The following is a 21,862-nucleotide window of genomic DNA, read 5'->3' on the forward strand; positions in this document are numbered from 1 at the left end:
GGGGGACCATCGAGCAGGGCACGCGGCTCAGTCCAGGTCGATGTCCGCGTAGATGGCGGCGTGGTCCGATCCGGCGTGCACGGCCGCCGTCATCGTCGAGTAGATCGGCCACAGCGTTCCCCGCTTGCCGCCCCACACGCCGCGCCTGAATATCCCGCCACCGCGTGCGGCGCTGTACAGCGCCGGCGACAACAAGACGTAGTCGAGCTTGTTCCGTGCCGTGCAATACCCGTACGTTCCCGGCCGCCCGCCGTCCTCGAACCCCGGATGCGCCGAGATGTCCCGCAGATCGGTTCCGCTCAGCAGCGGCGCCAGCGGCTCGCTCTCCGGCGTGTCGTTCAGGTCGCCGACCACCGTCACGTGCTCGATGCCCGAGGCCACCAGACCGCGGTAGATCTCCGCGACGCGTACGGCCTGCCGGCGGCGGATCGCGTCCGAGGCGACCTTCCCGCCGTACCCCTTGCTCTTGAAGTGGTTGACCAGCACCGCCACCCGCGTCCCGCGCGGCGACCGGAAGTGGTACTCCGCGCAGTCCCGGCTGAAGACCCGCCCCACGTGGTCCACGTCGTCCACGTGGCTCTGCTGCCCGACCAGCGGGTACCCGGCCGCCGACAGCACGCCCACGTCGATCCCGCGCTCGTCGTTGCCGTCCACCACCATGACGTGCGGATACCGCGGCCGCCCGTCCGCCACGACGCCCGCGTCGGCGAACCGTTTGAGCGCGAACCGGCTCTCCGCCTCGATGACGCCCACGATGTCCGCGCGCACGTCGCGCAGCACCCGGGCGGTGTGTTCGAGGGCCAGCTCGTCGCAGCGATCGGTGGTCAGTTCCACCCAGCCGATCCACGACGCCCGGCCCTCGGCGACCACCGTCACCTTGCCGTCCCGGGAGCGGCGCAGCAGCCGTCCCCGGTTCTGCCGCAGCCGGGCGAACTTCGCCGTGTCGCCGTTGCGCAGCCCGAGCCGGCCGAGCTCGCGCAGGATCTCCCGCTGGGTGGTCTCGTCGTAGACCGGTTCCTCGAGCAGAGCACAGATCCGCTCGTACGCCTCGAGCACCGGCCGCCCGGCCGACCAGGTCCGCTGATCGAGCGCCCGCGCGCGGTTGAACAGGTTCTCCACGTTGAAGGCGGCGATCCGCATCGACCCTCCTGGGGCGAGACTGTCGGCAGTGGACATCGGGCAGTGGGGTTGGCGACCAATGGCGGGTGAAGAATCTTGGAACCTATTACTTTGGGTGCTCGATCGATTGCAGCAGGTCACTCGTCCGGGGAACAGTGATCATCGGGGTCGCCGCAATCATGATCGCAGCCGGGAGGGGTGATGTCGTCCGCCACCACCGCGAGGCTCGCCGCCGGTGAGCCTCCGATCAACTTCGCGGCCCATCAGATCCGGGCGGGCAACCTGGCCGGCGCACGGGACGACTTCGAGCAGATGCTGGCCATGCTGATCGCCGCCGTGCACCCGGGCGACTGGGGCATCGACGTGCTGCTCGGCAACCTGGCCGGGATGGTGGTCTTCTGGCAGTCCAAGTACTTCTGGCCGGTGGTCACCCGCTCGCAGCAGGCGCAGATCCGTGAGTCGTTCGAGTCGGCCCTGGCCGCCGCCGGGCGCCACGGCCACCACCTGCGGCGCTGGGTGCTGTGCGTGGCGGAGAACCTGACGCCGTTCTCGTTCGGCGAGCCCTGTTCGGCGGCGTCGTCGGGCGCGCGGACGCTGATCGCGCTGGCCTGGCAGTTGTGATCGAGCGGGTGTACCAGCATCTGTCCCGGTGGCCGGCCGATGCGGGAGCGGGCGCGCAGGTGGTGGTCGCCGACAACGCGCCGCCGCCGGCCGCCGAGGCCGGCGTGATAGTCCGTTTCTCCCGGCAGTCGTCGCTCTTCGATTGAATTTCAGGTCTTGGGCCGGGCCCGCCCGGCAGCCGGGGTCGGAGATGTTGGTGCGGCGAGCGGCTCCGGCACGCCGGGGACTCGTCTTCCGCTCGTACGATATGGGCTTTTTCTTCTTTCGTTTCTGGCTCGGCGCCGCATCGAGGGCTTTTCGCGTGAGCAAAAGGCGCGACGCCAAGCTGCTGAAACTTCATAGAGCTACGTCACGACTACTATTGGTTAAGCCCCATTATCAACATTGACGAGGCGTAGCCTCCGAGTACTACGCATGTGCGCACTTGAAGAAGCCTGGATTCGGACCAGAATCAGGTCATGACGTACGGCAAGAAAGACCTGCCTTACCCCTACAGCCAGGACTTTTCCGGCATCGTCACCCGGGTGAAGGGTGTCCGGGAGTCGACCCGTGCGGCCCTGGTGAACTCGCTGAAGGTCGCCTCGTACCTGAAGGCCGGGGCGAATCTCGTCGAGCGCAACCTCGGCGCACCCACCGTGGTCACCGCCCGGGCCGACGGCTGCAAGGAGTACTGGTCGGGTCTGAGCTTCTTGTCGGAGCGGGCGCTGTCCCGCGAGGTGGCCGGCCTCGAGCCGCCGTTCCTGCGTCAGCGCGGCACCGGGCCGTACCGTTCGACCTGGGCCAGCCACGACGACTACCTGAACGACCTGCTCGCCTTCCTGTTCCACGCCATGAACTACGACCCCCAGTACGGTGCCGAGCTGGAGACCCGTGGCGACTGGCTGGCGTCCGACGAGAGCTTCGTCGACGCCGTCGACCGTTCCATCCTGCACGAGGTGATGGCCATCTGCCGGATGCCGCTGTTCCGGCTCCAGCTGATCGTGTGCGCCACCGCCGACCGCAACGACCGCATCCACGACACGATCGCCAGCAACTACGCCGGCGCCCTCGAACCCTGGTCGAAGGTGTACGAGCAGACGATCGCCGCCCGCGGTTACCGGTTACGCGAGGGGATCACCCTCGAACAGTTCACCAACATCCTGGCCGCGATCGTCGAGGGTTTCGCCGTCCGGCAACTCGGCGATCCCGGGTCCGACCTGCTCGGTGAGGGCTCCGGGGAGAACGTCGCCGGCATGGCCATCCTCGGGATCATGAGCAGCTATCTGGTGCCCGCCGATGAACCAAGGGGCCCCGCTCTTCGTGAGTTGTTCGAGAGCGCAACGCAACCGATTGAGCACGGGGAGTAACCGATGACCAGTACCACGGAGCGGCCCGCGACCCCCAGCGCGGCCCCCCAGCCCTCCTGGTGGGACCGGCAAGGCGACCTCATCATGCGGCGGCCGTTCAACGAGTGGACCTTCACTCACATGAACTGGCTGATGCCGACGGAACGGGTGGCCCGCGGCGAGGTGCACCGTCCCCTGCATCACGACCCCCACCACCTCGACCTGACCTACCGGTTCGAGGGGCATGACCGGAGCCTCGCCGAGCTCCACAAGCGGACGAACACGACCAGCTTCGTGGTGGTGCACAACGGCCGCATCGTGCACGAGTACTACCCCGGCGCGTTCGCCGGGCCGCGTACCCGGATGCAGTTGTTCTCGGTCTCCAAGTCGATCACGTCGCTGCTGGTCGGGATCGCCCTGCACGAGGGGACCATCGACGGGCTCTACGACCGCGTCGCCGACTTCCGCCCCGACTTCAAGGGCACGGCGTACGAGGACGTCACGATCGGCAACCTGCTCAACATGACCAGCGGCGTCGGCGACCTCGAGGTGTGGGACGTGCCGGACGCCGGCATCAAGCGCTTCGAACAGGCCATCATGGGCGGCGGCGACGTGGCCGCCGTGGTCCGCGGCGCGCCCCGCACGGCCCCGATGGGCGAGCACTTCAACTACTCCACCTTCGACACCCAGGTGCTCGGCTGGGTGCTCGAGGCCGCCGCCGGCACCACGCTGGCGCGGTACTGTTCCGATCGGTTGTGGCGCCACCTGGGCGCCGATCGGGACGCGTACTACTGGCTCACCCGGGCCCGCCCGCGCTCGGCCATCGGCGGCGGCTCGCTGAACGCGACCGCTCGCGACCTGGCCCGGGTCGGCATGCTCATGGTGAACGACGGCGTGGTGGCCGGCCGGCAGGTCGTCCCGCGCGACTGGGTACGCCGCAGCCGCGGGTGCGATCAGCCCCAACTGGCGGTCGGCGCGCTCGGCCCGAGCGGTTATGCGCACTACGGTTACAGCAACCAGTGGTGGACCCTCGGCCCGTCCTGCTTCGATTCGTTCACCGGCCTCGGCGTGCACGGCCAGTACCTGTTCGTCGACCACTCGGCCGACGTGGTCATCGTCAAGACCAGCGCGTGGCCCACCCAGGACGACGAGGCCCGCGACCGCGAGACGGTCACCGCGCTGCGCCGGATAGCGGATCACTTCGCGACAACTCGCTAGACCTTCACCCGTTGATGTCCGCCGAGGGCACCACCGTGCCTGACACCCGCTCGAGAGACCGAAGGAGGACCTGGCGGCGCACGCCCCCGGCGGAACGGCCAACCCACTCTCACCGGCCGATGACATCCCACGCGCCGACCCCCCGCGTGGGGTGCCATCGCCAATCCTGAGGAGAGGGACGGCACCGGAAGGCCCGGACCTACGCGACAGGTCCGGGCCTTTCGTCTGAGCTGGATGGTTTGCGCTCGATCACCCGTGCGTGCCGTGCGCAGGTGATCTCCCGGTCTTCGGGCCGCCGTCCGGCTAGCTTTCAGGAATGCTGAGATTTCGGTATAAAGTGCTCGGCGGTCTGATGGCCGGGCTTCTGCTCGCGGCGGCCCCGCTCGCCGCGGACGCCGCTCTCCCCCGCCCGGTCCCGCTGCGGAACGCGCTGCTCACCGCGGCCGACCTGCCCGGTGGCTACTCCTCCGACGCGAGCGGTTCGATGGCGTTCGTCTCGGACCTCGCCACCGATACGAACATTTGCGATCGCCAGGTTTCGCACGGCAGCGTGAACACCGCGCAGGCCACGTTCATCCGCGGCATCCCCGGGCCGATGTTGTTCGAGACGCTCTCCGCTACCGGGCCGCGCATGGCCCGCGCGATCGTCGCCGGGATCGCGGCGGCCCCGCATCGGTGCCGGAACCTCAACGACGCCGGCGGTGCGGCCGTGCTTCGGTTGTCTCCGATGCGCGTCCCGCGACTGGGTGACGCCGCTGCCGGGCTGGCCTTCACGGTGCGGCCGGCCGCGGTGAACATGACCATCCAGGGCCGGCTGATCTCGGTCGCCCGCCGCGGCGTCACGGTGACGATCCTGCTGGTCAACGCGCCGCGCAAAGACCAGCGTTCGCTGAACCTGATCGCCGCCACCGCGATCCGCAAACTCGATCGGATCCTGGTCTTCTGAAGTACTCGGGGAGCGGCAGCACCGAATCGAAACCCATGCAAACCCCCAGGACCATGCCCACGTACGAGGCAGCACCTTTCCCGCCGATCTGATCCGTCCCCGCCGCTCCTCGCAACCAAGTGCCACGAAAGGCCGTAGCGCGTCTCTCGCGTGAGCGGTCACAAGACCGCGAAACCGGCGGCCGCCTTCCCCGTGAGCGCTCACGGCGGCAAAGCGGACCGCCGGCGCGACACGCCGGGAGCGGGTGCGGCGATGGCCGGGGCGACTCGCCGGGAGCGGTCACACGGGCGGGTGGACGCTGGCCCGGGGCGGGAATCTGTGTTGGGGTAGTGGCATGACTCGGAGCCGGGCGGACAGCCTGCGGTGGATGGCTGAAGGCACGACCTTGCTGCTGGGAGCGTTGCAGGCGGTGCCGGACGCGCAACTGAGCGAGCCGTGCGCGCTCCCGGGGTGGAGCGGGAAGCACCTGATCGCGCACGTCTCGCTGAACGCCGAGGCGCTGATGAATCTGGCCACCTGGGCGCGCACGGGGGTGGAGACCCCGATGTACTCGTCGCCCACCCAGCGGGACGACGACATCGAGCGCACGGCCAAGCTGCCGGTCGCCGAGTTGCGGGACCGGGTCGTGGAGACCGCCGTCGCGCTCGACGCGTCGCTGGCCGGGCTCACCGAGTCGCAGTGGGCGCAGCCGATCCGGACCCGGCAGGGGCGGGAGGTCACCGGGGAGGAGATTCCCTGGATGCGATCGCGCGAGGTGATGGTGCACGCGGTCGACCTCGCCGCCAGTGTGGGGTTCGGGGACCTGCCCGGCGACTTCCTGGCGTCGCTGATCGATGACATCGCGGCCAAGCGGGACGGCGAGGGGCTGGTGCTGGTCGCGACCGATCAGGACCGGCGGTGGACGATTCCCGGGGAGCCGGTCAACGAGGTGCACGGGACGGCGGCGGGACTCGCCGCGTACCTCTCCGGGCGCGAGACCAGCGACGTCGCCGGCGCCGGCGGCGGGCTCGTGCCCCGCCTCGGCCCCTGGCTGTAGGAACGGCTCGCGCCGGCCGTCAGCAGGCGACGCAGCCGGCACGAGAAGGCGACCCATCCGGCCAAGAAGGCGTGGATACCCGGCAACCGTGGATGGTTACCCGACCGGGGCTGCAGATTTCCGACATCGACCGGGGCTGAGCTGCCGCGTTAGCGTGTGCCATGCACAGCGTCGGGCGGAGCGGCGAGCCGGGCGATCCGGTGCGCGGCCAGTTCGCGCAGGGCGATCCGGCCGCGCGGCAGGCGATCGCGGCGCCGCGGCTCCTTGCCGACCGTACTGGGAGGAACCCGTGACCAACTGGGACGACGAGTGGGCCGAGCTGATCGAGGCGCTGTGCGCCGACGATCCCGGCCGGGTGGGAACCATCGGCCACCAGGAGGGCGAGCTCGCCCCGGTGCGGCCGACCCGGTTCGGCTGGCTGTACGGCTTCGACTGGTGGCCGGCCGGCGTCGGCACCGGCCTGGCGATGCTGGAGCTGTCCGAGCCGGGCACGATGCCGGCCGAGGCGTGGGAGCCGCTGTGCGGGCCGCTGCGCGAGGCCCGGGTCACCCGGGAGGGCCACCTGCTGGTCGGCCGGCGCACCCCGGCCGGTTCCGCCCGGCAGGCGACGCTCATGCTGGTCACGGACGAGTCCGGCGAGGGCGTGCGGGCGCGCGTGCTCACCGTCCGGATCAGCGTCGAGCCGGTGGCCGCCCGTGACCACGGACCCGCTCAGCAGCGCCGGTGAGCTGGTCGCCGGCCGGTTTCCCGGGGCCACCTGGGCGATCCTGACCGGCAGCGTGCTAGGCCCGCACCGTACGGCCGGCTCGGATCTTGACATTGTGGTGCTGCAGGCGGAGGGTCCGGGCTACCGGGAGAGTCTGCACCACCGCGGCTGGCCGGTCGATCTGTTCGTGCACACCCCGGACGGGCTGGCCGGATTCCTCGCCGACGAGCTGGCCCGGCGCAAGCCCAGCACCCACCGGATGCTCGCGACCGGCGTCCCGCTGCTCGGTGACCCGGGCGACCTGCCGGCCCGGTGCGCGCGGGTGCTCGCCGACGGGCCGCCCCCGCTGACCGCGACCGAACGCGATCGGCTCCGGTACGCCCTGACCGACACGCTCGACGACCTCACGCACGCCGTCGACCCCGGTGAGCGCCTGGTGATCGGATCGGCGCTGTGGACCGGGACGGCTCAGGCCGCGCTGGCGTTCGGCGGCCGCTGGATCAGCGGTGGCAAGTGGCTGCTGCGCGAGCTGCGGGAGTACGACCCCGGCCTGGCCGGCCGGTGGCTGGCGGCTCGCGACGACCCGGCGCCGCTGGCGAGACAGGTGCTGGCGGCCGCCGGTGGGCCGCTCTTCGACGGCTACCGGGCCATCGCGCCGGGGAGAAACCGGGGTTCGGACCCCGGGGACCGCTGAAGTTCGCTGGCCGGTCACGGCCGCGTGACCTGCCGCATGTCCGATTCCGCCACAGTGGAACCCATGGTGATGATCAGGTTCGCGGCACTGGGCGACTCGGTCACCAGCGGATACGGGGACCCCATGCCCGGTGGCGGGTGGCGGGGCTGGGCCGTCCTCCTGGCCGAGACGCTCGGATGCGAGTTGCACAATCTGGCGGCCAGTGGAGCGCGGATCGGCGACGTGGCCGACCAGCAGCTGCCGGTGGCGCTCGACCTGCGGCCGACGCACGCGTCGGTGCTGGTCGGCATGAACGACACGCTGCGCGGCGACTTCGACCCGGTCGCCCTCGGCTACCGCCTCACCGACATGGTGGAGCGGCTGACCGCGGGCGGCGCGACGGTGATGACCGCCCGGCTGCCCGACCCGGGGCGGATGTTCGGGCTGCCGGGCGCGATCGCCCGGCCGCTGGGCCGCCGGATGGAGGCGCTCAACGAGGTCCTCGACCGGATCGCGGTGGACTACCGGACGATTCACGTGGACCTGGCCGGGTCGGCGTCGGCCTACGAGCGCAACCACTGGAGCGTGGACCGGCTGCACCCGAGCGAACGTGGTCACCGGCTGCTCGCCCACCGGTTCGCGCTCGCGCTGCGCGACGCCGGGCATCCGGTGCCGGCGCTGCCCGGGCTGGAGGCGACCAACCCCGAGCCGACCGTCGGCCAGCGGGTCTGGTGGATGGCGACCCAGGGCAACCGGTGGCTGCTGCGCCGGTCGACCGACCTGTTCCCCACTCTGGCGAAGATGGTGGTGGCCGAGATCCGCCGCCAGCCCGGAACTTGCGATAGAGTCACGGAACTTACGATCCGGGACACCTAGGGCAAAGCACGATAGGGGTCAGCATGACGAGCACCGAGGCCACGACCGCGACCGTCACCGGCCGCGCGATCCAGAACCCGGTGCTCGCCGGCTTCCACCCCGACCCGTCGATCCTGCGGGTGGGCGCCGACTACTACATCGCCACCTCGACCTTCGAGTGGTATCCGGGCGTACGCCTGCATCACTCGACGAACCTGGTGGACTGGACGCCGCTGGGCGGCGCGCTGAATGAGAAACGCCTGCTCGACCTGACCGGCGCCGCCGACTCCGGCGGCGTCTGGGCGCCCAGCCTCACCTATGCGCACGGCGAGTTCCACCTGCTCTACACCGACGTGGCGACCTTCGCGGGCGGCTACTGGGACCCGCAGAACTACCTGGTCACCGCCCCCTCGGTGAGCGGGCCGTGGTCCGATCCGGTGGTGCTGCACGGGCGCGGTTTCGACGCCTCGCTCTTCCACGACGAGGACGGCTCGACCTGGATGCTGTCGATGGTCGCCGACGCCCGGCCGGGCCACAACCGGTTCGCCGGCATCTCGATCCAGCGGTACGACCGGTCGCTGCGGCAGCTGACCGGCGCCGAACACATGATCTTCCGGGGCACCGCGGCGAAGGTGACCGAGGCGCCCAACCTCTACCGCAAGGACGGCTGGTACTACCTGGTCACCGCCGAGGGCGGCACCAGCTGGGAGCACCAGGTCACGGTCGCGCGGTCGCGGGCGATCCTCGGGCCGTACGAGGCGGATCCGGCCGGCCCGCTGCTCACCTCGAACGGCCACCCGCACCTCGCCCTGCAGAAGGCGGGCCACGGCAGCCTGGTCGAGACGCCGGCCGGGCAGTGGTACCTCGCGCACCTGGTCGGCCGGCCGTATTCACCGCTCGGCCGCTGCGTGCTCGGTCGCGAGTCGGCGATCCAGGAGGTGACCTGGAGCGAGGAGGGCTGGCCGCGGATCGAGGGCGGCATCCCGGCCGACACCGTGCCGGCCCCGCTCGGCGTGACCGTGCCGCCGGAGCGACCGGTCTCCTCCGACGAACGCGAGACGGACGACTTCGACGGGCCCACGCTCGGCGTGAACTGGTCGACGCTGCGCCGGCCGGCCACCCCGGACTGGGTGTCGCTGACCGCGCGGCCCGGCTTCCTGCGGATCACCGGCGGCCAGTCGCCGATGAGCCGGCACCGGCCCAGCCTGGTGGCGCGGCGGGTGGTGGCCCGCGCGTGCGAGTTCGACGCGGTGCTGGAGTTCGCGCCCCGCAACTACCGGCAACTTGCCGGTATCACGGCGTACTACAACACCCGGAACTGGTACTACCTGAACGTGTCGGCCGAGGACGACGGCACGCCGGTGCTCGGGCTGCTCGCCTGCGACAGCGGCACGGTGCGGGCGGTGCCCGACGCCCGGGTCGAGGTGACCGGCGGGCGCCGGATCGGCCTGCGGCTGCGGCTCGCCGGCGAGGAGCTTTCTTTCGCGTACGCGATGGAGCCCGACCGCTCCGAGCCGGATTGGACGGCGATCGGCCCGTCCTTCGACGCGACCACGCTGTCCGACGAGTACGCGGCGACGGTCGTCGCGGGCGAGCCGGAGGCGTGGGGCTTCACCGGCGCGTTCGCCGGGATGTGGGTGCAGGATCTGGGCGCCGAGGGCGGGTTCGCCGACTACGACCGCGCCTCGTACAGGACCTCTGGGTGAAGAGGGGTGTCCGGGCCGGGAGGGGCGCTCCCGGCCCGGGCATTGAACCCTGAAGCTCCGCCTATTTCGCCCCTGCGATGATCGCCAGGACCTTGCCGGTGTTGATGCCGGTCGAGGAGCAGGCCACGGTGGAGCCGACCACCAGGATCGACGTGCTCTCCTGCGGCGGCACGACCCGGTAGCCCTTGACGTTGACCGGCTTGCACTTGACCGGGTCGACCTCGTCGGGCAGGTGGTACGCGAGGGTGGCATGCGCCTTCGCCCCCGGCGCGAGCACGACCGGGGCGGCGGGGCCGGTGTCTGGGGTGAACGGCTTGTTGACCGTCTTGCCGGTCTTGGCGCTGATCCAGGACACGGTCGGATAGCCGGTCAGCGAGCATTTGCCCGCCGACTTGTTGGTGAACACCAGCGACAGGTAGAGCACGCCGGCGTTGGACTCGACGCCGCCGGTCTCGGCCTTCAGCCCACCGGTGTGGCAGCGGGTGACGCCGCTCGCCGCCGCGGTGCCGCCGGCGGCCGGGGTGGCCTCGGCGGTGCGGTTCGACGGGATCGGCGGCTCGGTCGCGGCGCCGGGGGGGACCACCCAGGCGGCACCGCGGTCGGCGGTCACCGGCGGCTTGTCGTTCGAGCAGGCGGTGACCAGCACGAGGGGCAGGGCGGCAAGAAGATAAGGAAGACGTCTCATCGGAACCTTGTGGTCGGGCGGGGTCCACGTGGTCGGGCCGGGTCCCGTTCATCAAACCCCATCCGGGCCACGCCGGCACACCCGCCCCCTGCGCGAACACGTTCGTTACGATCGGCGGCATGAGGAAAGCCCCGGTCAGCCGCCGTGATCGTCCCGCGAAGCCGCCGCTGAGCCGGGACGGGGTGATCGCCGTGGCCCTCCGTCTGCTGCGGGAGGAGGGGCTGGAGAAGGTCACCATGCGACGGGTGGCCAGTGAGCTGGATACCGGGCCGGCCTCGCTGTACGTCTACGTCGCGAACATGGCCGAGTTGCATGGCGCCCTGCTGGACGACCTCCTGTCCGATTTATCCGACAAATCCCCGTGCGGGGGTTGGCGCCATCGGATCATCGCCCTATTGGACGAATATCGCGAAATACTGGACAAGTACCCCGGGCTCGCGCGGTCGGTGTTGCTTCTGCGGCCGGCCGGTCCCCGATACCTGCGCCTGATCGACACCCTCCTCGGCCTGCTGCACGAGGGTGGCGTCCCGCCGGCCCAGGCCGCCTGGGGTGTCGACCTGCTGCTGCAGATGACCACCGCCTCGGCGGCCGAGCACGGCGACGGCGACGACAAGGCGGGCGACCAGCAGATGGAGGCGGTGAGCGAAGCCGGCCCGGCCGACTACCCGAACGTCAGCCGGGTCAGGGACGAGCTCTTCGCCGGTACCGGCATGGAGCGGCGGCGCTGGGCATTGACCGCCCTCCTGGAGGGCATCGCCGCCACCCCGCGGAGCGCCGCCGCCCCACCGGCCTGACAGCCGCCTCGCCGCACAGCGCGGCCGCGGCCGCCCGGCCCGCCTGCCATCCGTCTCGGCTCAGAGTGCCGCTGCGGCCGCCCGGCCCGCCGGCCGCCCCGAGTAGCGGCAGCCAGAAGGCCCGGTCACCGCCGGCTGGAGAACCCGGACGGGTGACGGCGCCGGATAGCGGCTCCGGGCCCCGCGCGCGGCAGCAGAATCCCGGTTCGGAGCCTGGAGTCTCCGGGCCCGAGCCGGAGGGAGATCTCGCCGTGGCCGCCACGTCCGAACGCTGGTCCCGGCACCTCGCCGCACTGCTGGTGGGCGTCTGTGCCGTCGCCGTCGTCAATGCCCCGGCCGACGCGGCCCCGGCCCGAGCCGCGCACACGCCGCACGACACCCCGAACGGGACGCCGCGCCTGACCGGCGCGCAGCGGGCCGTGCTGCTGGACGCGACCCGCCGGTTCCGCGACGTCCGGCGGGCGATCACGGCCGGCTACCTGCCCACCAGGGACTGCATGCCCGGGATGGGCTTCCACTACGTCAACCCGGCGCTGGCCGGCGACCCGAACATCGACCCGACCCGGCCGGAGGTCCTCGTCTACACCGCCGCCGGCGGGAAGGCGCGGCTGGCCGCGCTGGAGTACTTCCGCGCCGACGCCGACCAGAACCTCGAGACCGACCAGGACCGGCCCACGCTGTTCGGCCACCCCTTCAACGGGCCGATGCCCGGCCACCCGCTGCCGCCCGGCCGGCCGCCCATGCCGATCCATTACGACCTGCACGTGTGGCTCTACCAGAACAACCCGAGCGGCGAGTTCGCCACCACCAACCCCCAGGTCGACTGCCACTGAGCCGCCGCCAGCTCATCCGGCAGCCGAGGCGGGTGGCGGGTCTCCCGCCCAGGCGGCGTGCAGCAGCTCCCGCACGCCGGCGGCGGTCACCGGCCGCGGATTGGGGAAGTCGGCCGCCGCGACGACCTCGGCGACCCGGTCGATGTCGGCGGCGGCCATGCCCAGTTCGCGCAGCGATCGGGGCGCGCCGAGCTCGCCTTCGAGCCGCCAGAGCGAGCCGCCGTCCGGCGTTCCGCCGTTGTAGGCGAGCACATGCGGCAGCACCACCGTGTGCGTTTCGGCGTGCGGCAGGTTGAGCGTGCCGCCGAGGGTGTGGCACAGCTTGTGGTGCAGGCCCATCGTGGTCGCGCCGAGCACCGCCCCGCACAGCCATGCGCCGTACAGCGCGTCGGCCCGGGCGGCCGCGTCCTCGGGGGCGGCCACGATCGCCGGCAGCGCGGCGGTCAGCGCCCGGATGCCCTCCCGGGCCATCAGCGCGACGACCGGCGAGCCGTCCGGGGCGTACAGGCCCTCGGCGGCGTGCGCCATCGCGTTGATCCCGCTGGTCACGGCCAGGCCGACCGGCATGCTCAGGGTGAGCGACGGGTCGTAGACCACGCTGACCGGGAGCACCCGGCGATCACGGCCGGTGCGCTTGGCGCCACTTTCGGTCAGCCCCCAGACCGGCGTCATTTCCGATCCGGCGTACGTGGTCGGCACGGCGACCACCGGCAACCCCTGTTCCAACGCGACCGCTTTGCCGAGCCCGATCGCCGATCCCCCGCCGACGGCGACGCAGCCGTCGGCGCCCAAGTCGGCCGCCACCCCGCGGGCCCGCCGGGCCACCTCGACCGGTACGTGCATGGTCGCCTCGGGCAGGATGCCCCCGCAGCGCTCGCCGAGCGCGGCGGCGACCCGCTTGCCGACCGCCTCCTGGCGCGGCCCGCACAGCACCAGAACCCGCTCCAGCCCGAGCTTCTCGACCTCCTCGGGCAGCCGGTCGAGCGAACCGGCGCCGAACACCACCCGCATCGGCAGCGCGTCGTAGACGAAGTTCATCGCTGCAGCACGATGTCGAAGGTCAGCGTCCGGAACGGGTTGTCCAGCCCCAGCTCGGCGGCGCGGGCCGGATCGTCGACCACCGGAACGTCCCGGATCAGGCTCTCCTTGACCCCGAAGACGGCATCGGAATCGAGGTACGGGCTGTCCGCCACGAAGACGTGCGTGGTCACCGTTTGATAGCCGGGGGCGGAGACGATGAAGTGCAGGTGCGCCGGCCGGTACGGATGCCGCCCGGTCGCGGAGAGGAGCTGCCCGACCGGACCGTCGTCCGGGATCGGGTAGTACTTGGGCACGATCGATCGGAACCAGTACCGTCCGTCGTCATCGGTCGTGAACAGTCCCCGCAGGTTCAGCTCCGGCTGGACGCCCGGCTGCTGCACGTCGTAGAAGCCGTCGTCGTTGGCCTGCCAGATGTCCACCTGCGCGCCCGGCACCGGCTCGCCGCCGGTGCCGGTCACCCGGCCGGAGACCAGGCAGGGCGTGCCCTTGCCGTCCAGCGCCACGTCGTCGCCCAGCTCGCGCGGCGGCGACGCGACGACGTGGAACGGCCCGAGCACGGTCGACTCGGTGGACCCGCGGCCGGCCCGGTGGTTGATGGTCTCGACCAGCATCGAGACCCCGAGCACGTCGGAGAGCAGGATGACCTCCTGCCGGTTCGCGTCGCACTTCTGCCCGGTCCGGGTCAGGAAATCGATCGCCGTGGCCCACTCGGCCTCGGTGAGCTCGACCTCCTTGACGAACGCGTGCAGGTGCTCGACCAGGGCGCCCATCACCTCGCGCAGCCGGTCGTCGGGGGTGTTGGCAAAGCTCGCGGCCACGACCTCGGCCGAGTGCTCCTCGCTGAACGTGTTCACGTGCCCAGCCTAGGGTCTGTCCGGCCGGGCAGACCTAGGTCCGGCGCATGACCGAGACGACCTTTCCCAGGATGACCGCGCGGTCGCCGTCGATGTCCCGGTAGGCGGCGTTGCGTGGCTCCAGGATCACGTGGCCGCCGCGCCGCCGGTACACCTTGACCGTCGCCTCGTCGTCGATCATCGCGGCCACGATGTCGCCGTTGTAGGCCTCGCTCTGCTGCTTGACGATGACCAGGTCGCCGTCGCAGATCGCCGCGTCGATCATCGAGTCGCCGCGCACCCGCAGCGCGAACAAGTTGCCCTTGCCGACCAGTTCGTGCGGCAGGTTCAGCACCTCGTCCGAGTTCTGTTCGGCCAGGATCGGCGTGCCGGCGGCGATGTCGCCCAGCAGCGGCACCCCGATCGTGTCGCTCTTCGGCCGGTCCTCGGCGGGCCGCAGGAACATCCGGACGTCGACCGGCCGGGTCGCCGTGCCGCGCCGCAGATACCCGAGGTCCTCGAGGGCCCGCAGATGCCGGCTCACCGACGAGGCGGAGAGCCCGACCGCGTCACCGATCTCCCGCGTCGACGGCGAATAGCCGTGCCGCAGCGCCGACTGCTGAATGACCGCGAGGATCCGGCGCTGCCGTTCTCCCAGCTCCGAGCCGTCCCGTTCCGAGCCGTCCAGGTGTTCCAGTGTCACCCCAGGATCTTGCCGCATCATCCGCGTGCGGGAGATGCGGCGCGCCGTCGGCCACCCACTCAAGCCCGGCGGTCGCGGCACGGCCCGGACCGGACGCCTGGCTCGCGAGGCGAATCCCGGTTCACGGCCGCTGCGGTCGGGCGGGCTGCCGGGCGTACGGTATCGGTCCGGGTTTGACGATGTTTCAGGGTGACCGAGTGAAGTTGTTCGTCATGCGGCGACGCCAGGACGCGCTGACCGACATCCTCTGTCAGCAGCGAGGCGTGGCATCATGCCGCGCATGGAAATCCTGCCCGGGGAGGGCGTCGCAGCGGCGAAGGTCGGCGAGAGCCGCGAGGTGGTCGAGGCGCGGCTGGGGGCGCCGGTCCATCCTGGACGCGAGGACAAGGCCATTTACGAAACGGTCCCGATGCTGATTCTCACCTATGCCGAGGACGACACGGTCGAGGTCGTCGAGATCGGTTACACCGGCGACGGCGGGGAGGAGGTGTTCTTCGACGGGGTGCAGCTGACCTACCGGTTCATGGCGGACGTGGTGGCCGACCTCGCCGCGCGCGGATACGCGCACGAACCGATCGATGTGGGCTATCGGTTCGAGCCGGGATTCGCGTTGTTCTCGATGGGCGCACGCACGGCCCGCGACCTGGATCCGTCGGCCTCGGCGGACGACGAACGGGAAATCGTCGAGGGCGTGTCGGTGGCGCCGTACGACTACTTCCGGGAGCCGACCGACGAGGAGTTCGAGGAGTACTTCCGCGGCATCGAGGAGCGCTACGGCTGAAGCGGCCTCGAGGAGCGCCACGGCTGACGGGAAGGTACTGTTCGCGGCATGTCCGGTTCGGGTGCGGATCGTCGTGGCGAGGTCCGATCGGTCGCCCGGGCGCTGGACATCCTCAGCGCGTTCAGCACGGCGCACCCGCGGCTGACGCTGTCCGAACTGGCCGATGCGGTGGGCATGCCGCGGCCGAGCGTGCGCCGGATCGCGGTGACCCTGATCGAACGTGGCTTCCTCCGGCAGGACCCGGACGGGGCGTACCTGCTCGGCGTGCGCCTGGTGGAGCTGGGCAGCCAGGTCTCGGGGAGCTCGGCGATCACCCACCGGGCCGGCGCCGCGGCCGACGAGCTCGCCCGGATGACCGGGGAGACCGTGCTGATCGCCGAGGTGGACTGGGACTCGCTGTCCCTGCTCATCATCGGCCGGCGCGAGCCGCTGCAGCCGCCGGCCGCCGCGACCTCGCCGATCGGCCGGCGGTATCCGCTTTCCAGTGGCTGCATCGCCAAGGCGGTGCTCTCCGGCCTGTCGCCCGAGGGCGCGGCCACCGTCGTGCCCCGCCTGCGGCTGACGCCCCGCACGGCGGCCAGCATCGTGGACCCGGATCTGCTGGCGGCCGACGTGGCGGCCAGCCGCGCCCGCGGGTACGCGATCCAGTCCGGCGAGTTCCTGGTCGGGATGGCGGGCGCGGCGGTCCCGGTGCACGTTTCCGGCCGGGTCGTGGGGGCGCTCGCGGTGGTGGGCGCGGCGCTGCGCTACCCGAGCCCGAAGCTGCACAGCACCGGCCGTCTGGTGCGCAGCGTGCTGGCTCGGCAACGCCCCGCCGCCTGACCCGCACCGGCTGTCATCGGCGCGTTGCGGCCGGTCACGCGTTTCGCACTGCGGAATCGAGGGTCGTTCCGGGCCGATCACGATGGCTACCCTCCGCCCGTTCCATCATGAGCAGGAGGACCGCCGTGCCGCGCAAGGACGCCGACGAGCAGCCGGGCATCGACTACGAGAAGGACGGCGGCGGCACCACGGCCACCCTGGTCGTCGGCGGGCTGATCCTGCTGATGGTGCTGGCGCTGGGCGGGTTGCTGTACCTGACGTTCGCGGGCTGAGCGGTTCAGAGCGCTTTGTGGAAGACCAGGAAGTCGCACTCGGTCGCGAGGCGCGGAACCAGGTCGGGATAGTCCTCGCCGAGGTCGCCGTGCCGGACCACCCGATAGCCGAGCCGCTGGTACCAGTCGTGCAGGAACTGCTTGACCGGATGCGTCCAGCGCCGGGGGAACAACAACTCGAGCTGCATCGTGGGCAGGCCCTGCGATCGGGCCCAGCCCTCGGCGTACGCGATCAGACCACGCCCGATGCCGGCGCCGCGCCGCGCCGGGTGAGCCACCAGCATGCCGAACTCGCCCTCGCCGGTGGGTAGGCGCTGGAGGCGCATCGCGCCGATCACGGCGTCGCCGTCGCGCGCCACCACCAACTGACTGGCCTCGATCATCGCGGCGATCTCGGCGGGGCCGGTCCGGTCGGTGCCCTCCAGCCAGATGCCCTTCTCGCCGGCGGCGTAGACCTCGTTCACCAAGTCGGTCAGCTCCGCCACGAACCGCTCGTCGGCGGACCGCTCCTTCTCGACCACGTCAATCATCGTGTGGCGGCCTTCTTGGTCGTGGGCAGGGCTTCGACGTGCGGTGCGGGCGCCCATGCTATCCGGCGACCCTCCCGATCGATCGTGACCGGGCTCACCTCGCGGGACCGCCGTTCACTCGGTCGGTTAATTAGGTTAGCCTCACCTCATGACAGGACAGGCCGCCCTCATCGGCGCGGGGCTGACGCTCGCCTACGACGGCCGCACCGTCGTGCACGGGGCCGGCGTCGAGCTGCGCGCCGGCCGCGTCGTGGCGCTGATCGGCCCCAACGGCTCCGGCAAGTCGACGCTGCTGCGCTCGCTGGCCCGGCTGCACGCCCCGCGGGCCGGTTCGGTCACTTTGGACGGTACCGACGCGCTCGCGTTGCGCCCGAGGGACTTCGCCCGCCGGGTCACCCTGCTCACCCAGTCCCGCCCCACCCCCGGCGGCGTCCGGGTGCGGGACGTGGTCGCGTATGGCCGGCATCCGTACCGCACCCGGTTCGGCGCCGGCGACCCGGACGGGCCCGCGCTGGCCGACCGCGCGATGCGGCTCACCGGCGTCGAGCGGATGGCCGAGCGCGCCGTCGACGAGCTCTCCGGCGGCGAGCTGCAACGGGTCTGGCTCGCCACCTGCCTCGCCCAGGACACCGGCGTGGTGCTGCTCGACGAGCCGACCACCTTCCTCGACCTGCGCTATCAGATCGAGACGCTCGACATCGTCCGCGACCTCGCCGACGAGCACGGCGTCGCGGTCGGGGTGGTGCTGCACGACCTCGATCAGGCGGCCGCGGTCGCCGACGAGCTCGTGCTGCTGGACCGGGGCGTGGTCCGGGCGACCGGCAAGCCCTCGGCAGTGCTCACCGCGGAACTGCTCACCGAGGTCTACGGGCTGCGCATCGACGTGCACATCGACGAGGGCGGTCACGTCCGCACCAGGCCGGTCGGCCGGCACAACACCATTTGATCACCTGATCCGAAAGGTCCCCCCGAGAAGATGGCTATCACCCGCCGAGCGTTCGCCACCACGGCGGCCGCGCTCACCGCGCTGCTCATCGCGGCCTGCGGCACCACCGAGGACCCGGCCGGCGCCGCCGCGGCGCCCGCGTCCTCCGCGCCCTCCGGCCCGGTCGACCTCCAGGACGAGCGCGGCACGGTCCATCTCGCCGCGCCGGCCAGGAACGTCGTCTCGCTGGAGTGGGGCCTGACCGAGAACCTGCTCGCGCTCGGCGTGAAGCCGGCCGGGCAGGCCGACGTCAAGGGCTACAACCTCTGGGACTCGACCACCCCGATCGACCCGAAGACCCCGGACGTCGGCCGGCGCGGCGAGCCGAGCCTCGACGCGATCGTCGCGCTCGACCCCGATCTGGTCGTCACCACGACCGACCTGCCGGAGACAGTCATCGCGCAGATCGCCAAGAAGGTGCCGGTGATCGCGCTGCGCGGCTCGGACGGATCGGATCCGATCGGATACCTGCGCAGGACGGTGACCACGCTGGCCGAGGCGACCGGCACCGAGGCGCAGGGCGCCAAGTTGCTGGCCGGCTTCGACGCGAAGGTCGCCGCCGGAAAGGAGGCGCTGGCCAAGGCGGACCGGACCGGCGCGCCGTTCGTGATGACGGACGGCTGGGTGGACTCCGGCACCGTGTCGATCCGGATGTACACCCCGAACTCCTTCTTCGGCGCCGTCGACAAGGAACTCGGCCTGCAGAACCAGTGGACCACCGGCGGCGACAAGGACTACGGCCTCGCCCAGACCGACGTCGAGGGACTCACCAGGATCAAAGACGCGAAGACCACCTTCCTGTACGCCGCGAACAAGTCCGACGGCGGCGACTACACCGACTCGCTCAAGAACAACGCGGTCTGGAAGCAGTTGCCGTTCGTACAGGGCCAGCGGGTGAAGCGCCTGCCGGACGGCATCTGGATGTTCGGCGGCCCGGCCTCGGCGGCGGCCTACATCGACGCGGTCGTCGCCGCGCTGAGCGCCTGAGGATGACGATGACCAGCACGATCAACGCCCCTGACCAAGTCGTCGCGCCGCCGGCGCCCGGCCGGCCCCGGCCGTACCGGATCGTCGTGCTCTTCGCCGGTCTGATCGTGCTGCTCGTCGTCCTCTCCGCGATCCACCTCGCGCAGGGAACCGCGAATCTGAGCGTTTCCGAGCTGTTGCGAGCGCTCTGGCCCTGGGCGCATCAGGACACCGAACGCTCACAAGCGGTCGCGGTGCTGGTCGCCAGCCGGGTCCCCCGGCTGGCGGCCGCCCTGCTCGTCGGCCTCGCGGCCGGGGTGGCGGGCGGCGTCGTGCAGTCGGTGGCGCGCAACCCGCTCGCCTCCCCCGACACGCTCGCGGTCAACGCCGGCGCGTACGTGTCGGTGGTCGCGGTCGCCGCGTTCGGCGTGTCGCTCCCGTTCTTCCTCGGCGGGCTGACCGCTTTCCTCGGCGGCCTGCTCGCGGCCGGTCTGGTGCTGCTGGTCGCCCGCGGCGGCACGGCCGGCCCGACCCGGCTGATCCTGGCCGGATCGGCGGTGGCCCTGGCGCTCGACGCGCTGACCACCGTGCTGCTGATGCTGTTCCAGCAGAACACGATCGGTCTGTTCGCCTGGGGCAGCGGCAGCACCGTGCAATCCGGATCGGAACAGGTCACCCGGGCCGCGCCGATCGTCGGCCTCGGCGTCCTCGCCGCGCTGCTCCTGGCGCACCGGCTGGACGTGCTGGCGCTGGGCGACGACCCGGCCCGGGTGCTCGGCGTCGACGTCCGCCGGACCCGGGTCCTCGCCGTCCTCGCCGCCGTCCTGCTGGCCGCGATCGCGGTCACGGTAGCCGGTCCGATCGGTTTCGCCGGGCTGTGCGCGCCGGTGATCGCCCGGCTCGTCGCCCGCCGCATTCCGGGCCTCGGCGCCCACCTCCTGCTGCTGCCCCTCGCCGGCCTGACCGGCGCGCTCATCGTGGTCGGCGCGGACGTGCTGATGCGCGCGGTGCTCCCGGCCGACGTGGCCATCTCGGTGCCGACCGGCATCGTCACCTCGCTGTCCGGCGCGACGGTGCTGGTCTGGCTGGCCCGGCGCACCCGCGAGGGCGGACCGGCCGCCACGCCGGCCCGCGGCGGGCACGGCTCGGTGCGGTCCCGCGGCTGGATCGTCACCGTCGCGATCCTGCTCGCCTTGGTCCTGGTCGCCGCGGCCGTGGCCGCGCTGCTGCTCGGCGACCGGATCGTCCTGCTCGGCGACGTGGCCAACTGGTGGCGCGGCGCCGCCGGGCGGAACGTCGGCTTCGTCCTCGACCAGCGGTGGCCCCGCGTGCTGGCCGCCCTGCTGGGCGGCGCCGCGCTGGCGCTGGCCGGCTCGATCGTGCAGGCGGTCTGCCGCAACCCGCTCGCCGAGCCCAGTCTGCTCGGCGTGACGCCGGGCGCGAGCGCCGGCGCGGTGGCGGTGGTGCTCCTGCTGCCCGGCCTCGGCGTGTGGCCGGTGATGGCGGCGGCCACGGTCGCGGCGCTCGGCACGTTCGCGCTGGTCTACTGGCTGGCGGCCGGTCGCGGGCCGGCCTCGGACCGGATCGTCCTGGTCGGCGTGGGGGTCAGCGCGGGAGCGACCGCGATCACCACCCTGGTCGTGGTCGTGATCGCGCCGTGGAACACGGGGACAGCGCTTACCTGGCTGGCCGGCTCCACCTACGGGCGGACACCAGGCCAGATCCTGCCGGTCACGCTGGTCCTGCTGGTGGCGTTGCCGCTGACGCTCGCCGCGAGTCGCACACTTGACCTGGTCTCGCTGGACGAGGACGTGCCGCGGGTGCTCGGGGTGCCGCTGCGCCGCGCCCGGCTGGGGTTCCTGGCGGTTGCCGCGGTGCTGACCGCGGCGGCGGCCTGTGCGGTCGGCGCGCTGGCGTTCGTGGGACTGGTGGCGCCGCATGCCGCGCGAGCTCTGGCCGGGGCCTCGCACTCCCGGTCGGTTCCGGTGGCGTTCGCTCTCGGGGCGGTGCTGGTGAGCGTGGCCGACACGGCCGGGCGCACGGTGCTGGCGCCGACGCAGCTGGCCGCCGGGCTGGTGACCGCGCTGATCGGCGCGCCCTATTTCGTCTGGCTCCTCTGGCGCAGCCGCACCGCCTGACCGGCCGGCGGGCGAGGTGAGGCGTTTGATGCATGCGCGCCGTTCTGCTCGGCGCGGCTGATGCGCTGCCGGCTCGGTGAGTGGCAAACGTCTCGCGTTGTTCGCGGGGCACCGCGCATGGCCCGTGTGGGGCGGCGGACAAGCAGGCTGTCGCGGGTCCTGACCGGTGAGATTTTGCGTTGGCTCAAGACCGTGTAGTGGCTGGTCGTCGGTGGGTGTTGCTGGTGCGGGCGTAGCGGGTTTGTTCGAGGTCGGCGTATTCGGTGATCAGTGG

General features: G+C 71.7%; 24 protein-coding genes. 18 read left to right on the forward strand and 6 right to left on the reverse strand.

Features of this window, described 5'->3' with window-relative positions; genetic code table 11:
* Positions 1-27 precede the first annotated feature (27 nt).
* Positions 28-1,140, reverse strand: coding sequence for an endonuclease/exonuclease/phosphatase family protein (locus tag IH26_RS0149665; protein WP_030443323.1), 1,113 nt, complete (start codon positions 1,138-1,140; stop codon positions 28-30).
* A 180-nt stretch (positions 1,141-1,320) separates the two neighbouring features.
* Here IH26_RS0149665 and IH26_RS0149670 point away from each other — a divergent pair, with 180 nt between their 5' ends.
* The 10 genes from IH26_RS0149670 to IH26_RS0149720 all read left to right on the forward strand — a co-directional run bounded on the left by IH26_RS0149670 (position 1,321) and on the right by IH26_RS0149720 (position 10,205).
* Entirely contained in the window at positions 1,321-1,740 is a 420-nt protein-coding gene (locus IH26_RS0149670; RefSeq protein WP_030443324.1) for a hypothetical protein, read from the forward strand.
* Positions 1,737-1,886: a hypothetical protein gene (locus IH26_RS60810; RefSeq protein WP_157437824.1), complete on the forward strand. Its 150-nt coding sequence runs from the start codon at positions 1,737-1,739 to the stop codon at positions 1,884-1,886. The genes IH26_RS0149670 and IH26_RS60810 overlap by 4 nt, the downstream gene beginning before the upstream one ends.
* A 312-nt stretch (positions 1,887-2,198) precedes the next feature.
* Entirely contained in the window at positions 2,199-3,086 is an 888-nt protein-coding gene (locus tag IH26_RS0149680; RefSeq protein ID WP_030443325.1) for a hypothetical protein, read from the forward strand.
* A gap of 3 nt (positions 3,087-3,089) precedes the next feature.
* The gene (locus IH26_RS0149685; protein ID WP_030443326.1) at positions 3,090-4,283 is read left to right on the forward strand and encodes a serine hydrolase domain-containing protein; all 1,194 of its coding nucleotides are present in this window, start codon (positions 3,090-3,092) and stop codon (positions 4,281-4,283) included.
* 316 nt (positions 4,284-4,599) lie between these two features.
* The gene (locus IH26_RS0149690) at positions 4,600-5,229 is read left to right on the forward strand and encodes a hypothetical protein (protein ID WP_157437825.1); all 630 of its coding nucleotides are present in this window, start codon (positions 4,600-4,602) and stop codon (positions 5,227-5,229) included.
* A 367-nt stretch (positions 5,230-5,596) separates the two neighbouring features.
* Complete coding sequence (locus IH26_RS0149695) at positions 5,597-6,265, forward strand: maleylpyruvate isomerase family mycothiol-dependent enzyme (RefSeq protein ID WP_211268913.1); 669 nt, start codon at positions 5,597-5,599, stop codon at positions 6,263-6,265.
* A gap of 289 nt (positions 6,266-6,554) precedes the next feature.
* A complete protein-coding gene (locus tag IH26_RS0149705) occupies positions 6,555-6,992 on the forward strand; it encodes a hypothetical protein (RefSeq protein ID WP_030443329.1) in 438 nt (145 codons plus the stop codon).
* Positions 6,961-7,665, forward strand: coding sequence for a nucleotidyltransferase domain-containing protein (locus tag IH26_RS0149710; RefSeq protein ID WP_051809959.1), 705 nt, complete (start codon positions 6,961-6,963; stop codon positions 7,663-7,665). The genes IH26_RS0149705 and IH26_RS0149710 overlap by 32 nt, the downstream gene beginning before the upstream one ends.
* Before the next feature lie 63 nt (positions 7,666-7,728).
* Complete coding sequence (locus IH26_RS0149715) at positions 7,729-8,520, forward strand: SGNH/GDSL hydrolase family protein (protein WP_051809961.1); 792 nt, start codon at positions 7,729-7,731, stop codon at positions 8,518-8,520.
* A gap of 23 nt (positions 8,521-8,543) precedes the next feature.
* On the forward strand, positions 8,544-10,205 hold the full coding sequence (locus IH26_RS0149720; RefSeq protein ID WP_030443332.1) for a glycoside hydrolase family 43 protein: 1,662 nt from the start codon (positions 8,544-8,546) through the stop codon (positions 10,203-10,205).
* 61 nt (positions 10,206-10,266) lie between these two features.
* On the opposite strand, the gene IH26_RS0149725 is transcribed toward IH26_RS0149720, so the two are convergent.
* Positions 10,267-10,890 carry a DUF4232 domain-containing protein gene (locus IH26_RS0149725; RefSeq protein ID WP_084599824.1) on the reverse strand — a complete coding sequence of 208 codons (624 nt, stop codon included), beginning with the start codon at positions 10,888-10,890 and terminating at the stop codon, positions 10,267-10,269.
* A gap of 119 nt (positions 10,891-11,009) precedes the next feature.
* Here IH26_RS0149725 and IH26_RS0149730 point away from each other — a divergent pair, with 119 nt between their 5' ends.
* Together IH26_RS0149730 and IH26_RS0149735 are read left to right on the forward strand one after the other, a co-directional pair.
* The gene (locus tag IH26_RS0149730; RefSeq protein WP_030443334.1) at positions 11,010-11,684 is read left to right on the forward strand and encodes a TetR/AcrR family transcriptional regulator; all 675 of its coding nucleotides are present in this window, start codon (positions 11,010-11,012) and stop codon (positions 11,682-11,684) included.
* Between the two features lie 251 nt (positions 11,685-11,935).
* Positions 11,936-12,517, forward strand: a complete 582-nt coding sequence (locus tag IH26_RS0149735) for a hypothetical protein (protein ID WP_030443335.1) — start codon at positions 11,936-11,938, stop codon at positions 12,515-12,517.
* A 12-nt stretch (positions 12,518-12,529) separates the two neighbouring features.
* Here the strand turns inward: IH26_RS0149735 and IH26_RS0149740 are convergent, their stop codons facing one another.
* From IH26_RS0149740 to lexA, 3 genes are read right to left on the reverse strand one after another with little or no spacing between them, the layout of a single operon-like run.
* The gene (locus IH26_RS0149740) at positions 12,530-13,555 is read right to left on the reverse strand and encodes a maleylacetate reductase (protein ID WP_030443336.1); all 1,026 of its coding nucleotides are present in this window, start codon (positions 13,553-13,555) and stop codon (positions 12,530-12,532) included.
* Complete coding sequence (locus tag IH26_RS0149745; protein WP_030443337.1) at positions 13,552-14,412, reverse strand: intradiol ring-cleavage dioxygenase; 861 nt, start codon at positions 14,410-14,412, stop codon at positions 13,552-13,554. The genes IH26_RS0149740 and IH26_RS0149745 overlap by 4 nt, the downstream gene beginning before the upstream one ends.
* Before the next feature lie 34 nt (positions 14,413-14,446).
* On the reverse strand, positions 14,447-15,112 hold the full coding sequence (gene lexA, locus IH26_RS0149750; RefSeq protein ID WP_157437827.1) for a transcriptional repressor LexA: 666 nt from the start codon (positions 15,110-15,112) through the stop codon (positions 14,447-14,449).
* Positions 15,113-15,374: 262 nt separating this feature from the next.
* Between lexA and IH26_RS0149755 the strand changes: the two genes are divergently transcribed.
* From IH26_RS0149755 to IH26_RS60815, 3 genes are all read left to right on the forward strand, one after another.
* A complete protein-coding gene (locus tag IH26_RS0149755) occupies positions 15,375-15,875 on the forward strand; it encodes a hypothetical protein (protein WP_034217925.1) in 501 nt (166 codons plus the stop codon).
* A gap of 48 nt (positions 15,876-15,923) precedes the next feature.
* Entirely contained in the window at positions 15,924-16,697 is a 774-nt protein-coding gene (locus tag IH26_RS0149760) for an IclR family transcriptional regulator (protein WP_030443340.1), read from the forward strand.
* 107 nt (positions 16,698-16,804) lie between these two features.
* Positions 16,805-16,969, forward strand: coding sequence for a hypothetical protein (locus IH26_RS60815; RefSeq protein WP_157437826.1), 165 nt, complete (start codon positions 16,805-16,807; stop codon positions 16,967-16,969).
* A gap of 5 nt (positions 16,970-16,974) precedes the next feature.
* On the opposite strand, the gene IH26_RS0149770 is transcribed toward IH26_RS60815, so the two are convergent.
* Positions 16,975-17,499, reverse strand: coding sequence for a GNAT family N-acetyltransferase (locus tag IH26_RS0149770; RefSeq protein WP_030443341.1), 525 nt, complete (start codon positions 17,497-17,499; stop codon positions 16,975-16,977).
* Between the two features lie 148 nt (positions 17,500-17,647).
* Between IH26_RS0149770 and IH26_RS0149775 the strand changes: the two genes are divergently transcribed.
* Genes IH26_RS0149775 through IH26_RS0149785 form a run of 3 tightly spaced genes read left to right on the forward strand, consistent with a single transcriptional unit; the run spans position 17,648 to position 21,588 of the window.
* A complete protein-coding gene (locus tag IH26_RS0149775; RefSeq protein ID WP_030443342.1) occupies positions 17,648-18,445 on the forward strand; it encodes an ABC transporter ATP-binding protein in 798 nt (265 codons plus the stop codon).
* A gap of 30 nt (positions 18,446-18,475) precedes the next feature.
* Positions 18,476-19,471 (forward strand): iron-siderophore ABC transporter substrate-binding protein, encoded by a 996-nt coding sequence (locus tag IH26_RS0149780; RefSeq protein WP_030443343.1) that lies wholly within the window; start codon positions 18,476-18,478, stop codon positions 19,469-19,471.
* A gap of 8 nt (positions 19,472-19,479) precedes the next feature.
* Positions 19,480-21,588 carry an iron ABC transporter permease gene (locus IH26_RS0149785; RefSeq protein WP_030443344.1) on the forward strand — a complete coding sequence of 703 codons (2,109 nt, stop codon included), beginning with the start codon at positions 19,480-19,482 and terminating at the stop codon, positions 21,586-21,588.
* Positions 21,589-21,862: the final 274 nt, after the last annotated feature.

The sequence above is a fragment of the Actinoplanes subtropicus genome, assembly GCF_000721705.1.
Classification (GTDB): Bacteria; Actinomycetota; Actinomycetes; order Mycobacteriales; family Micromonosporaceae; genus Actinoplanes; species Actinoplanes subtropicus.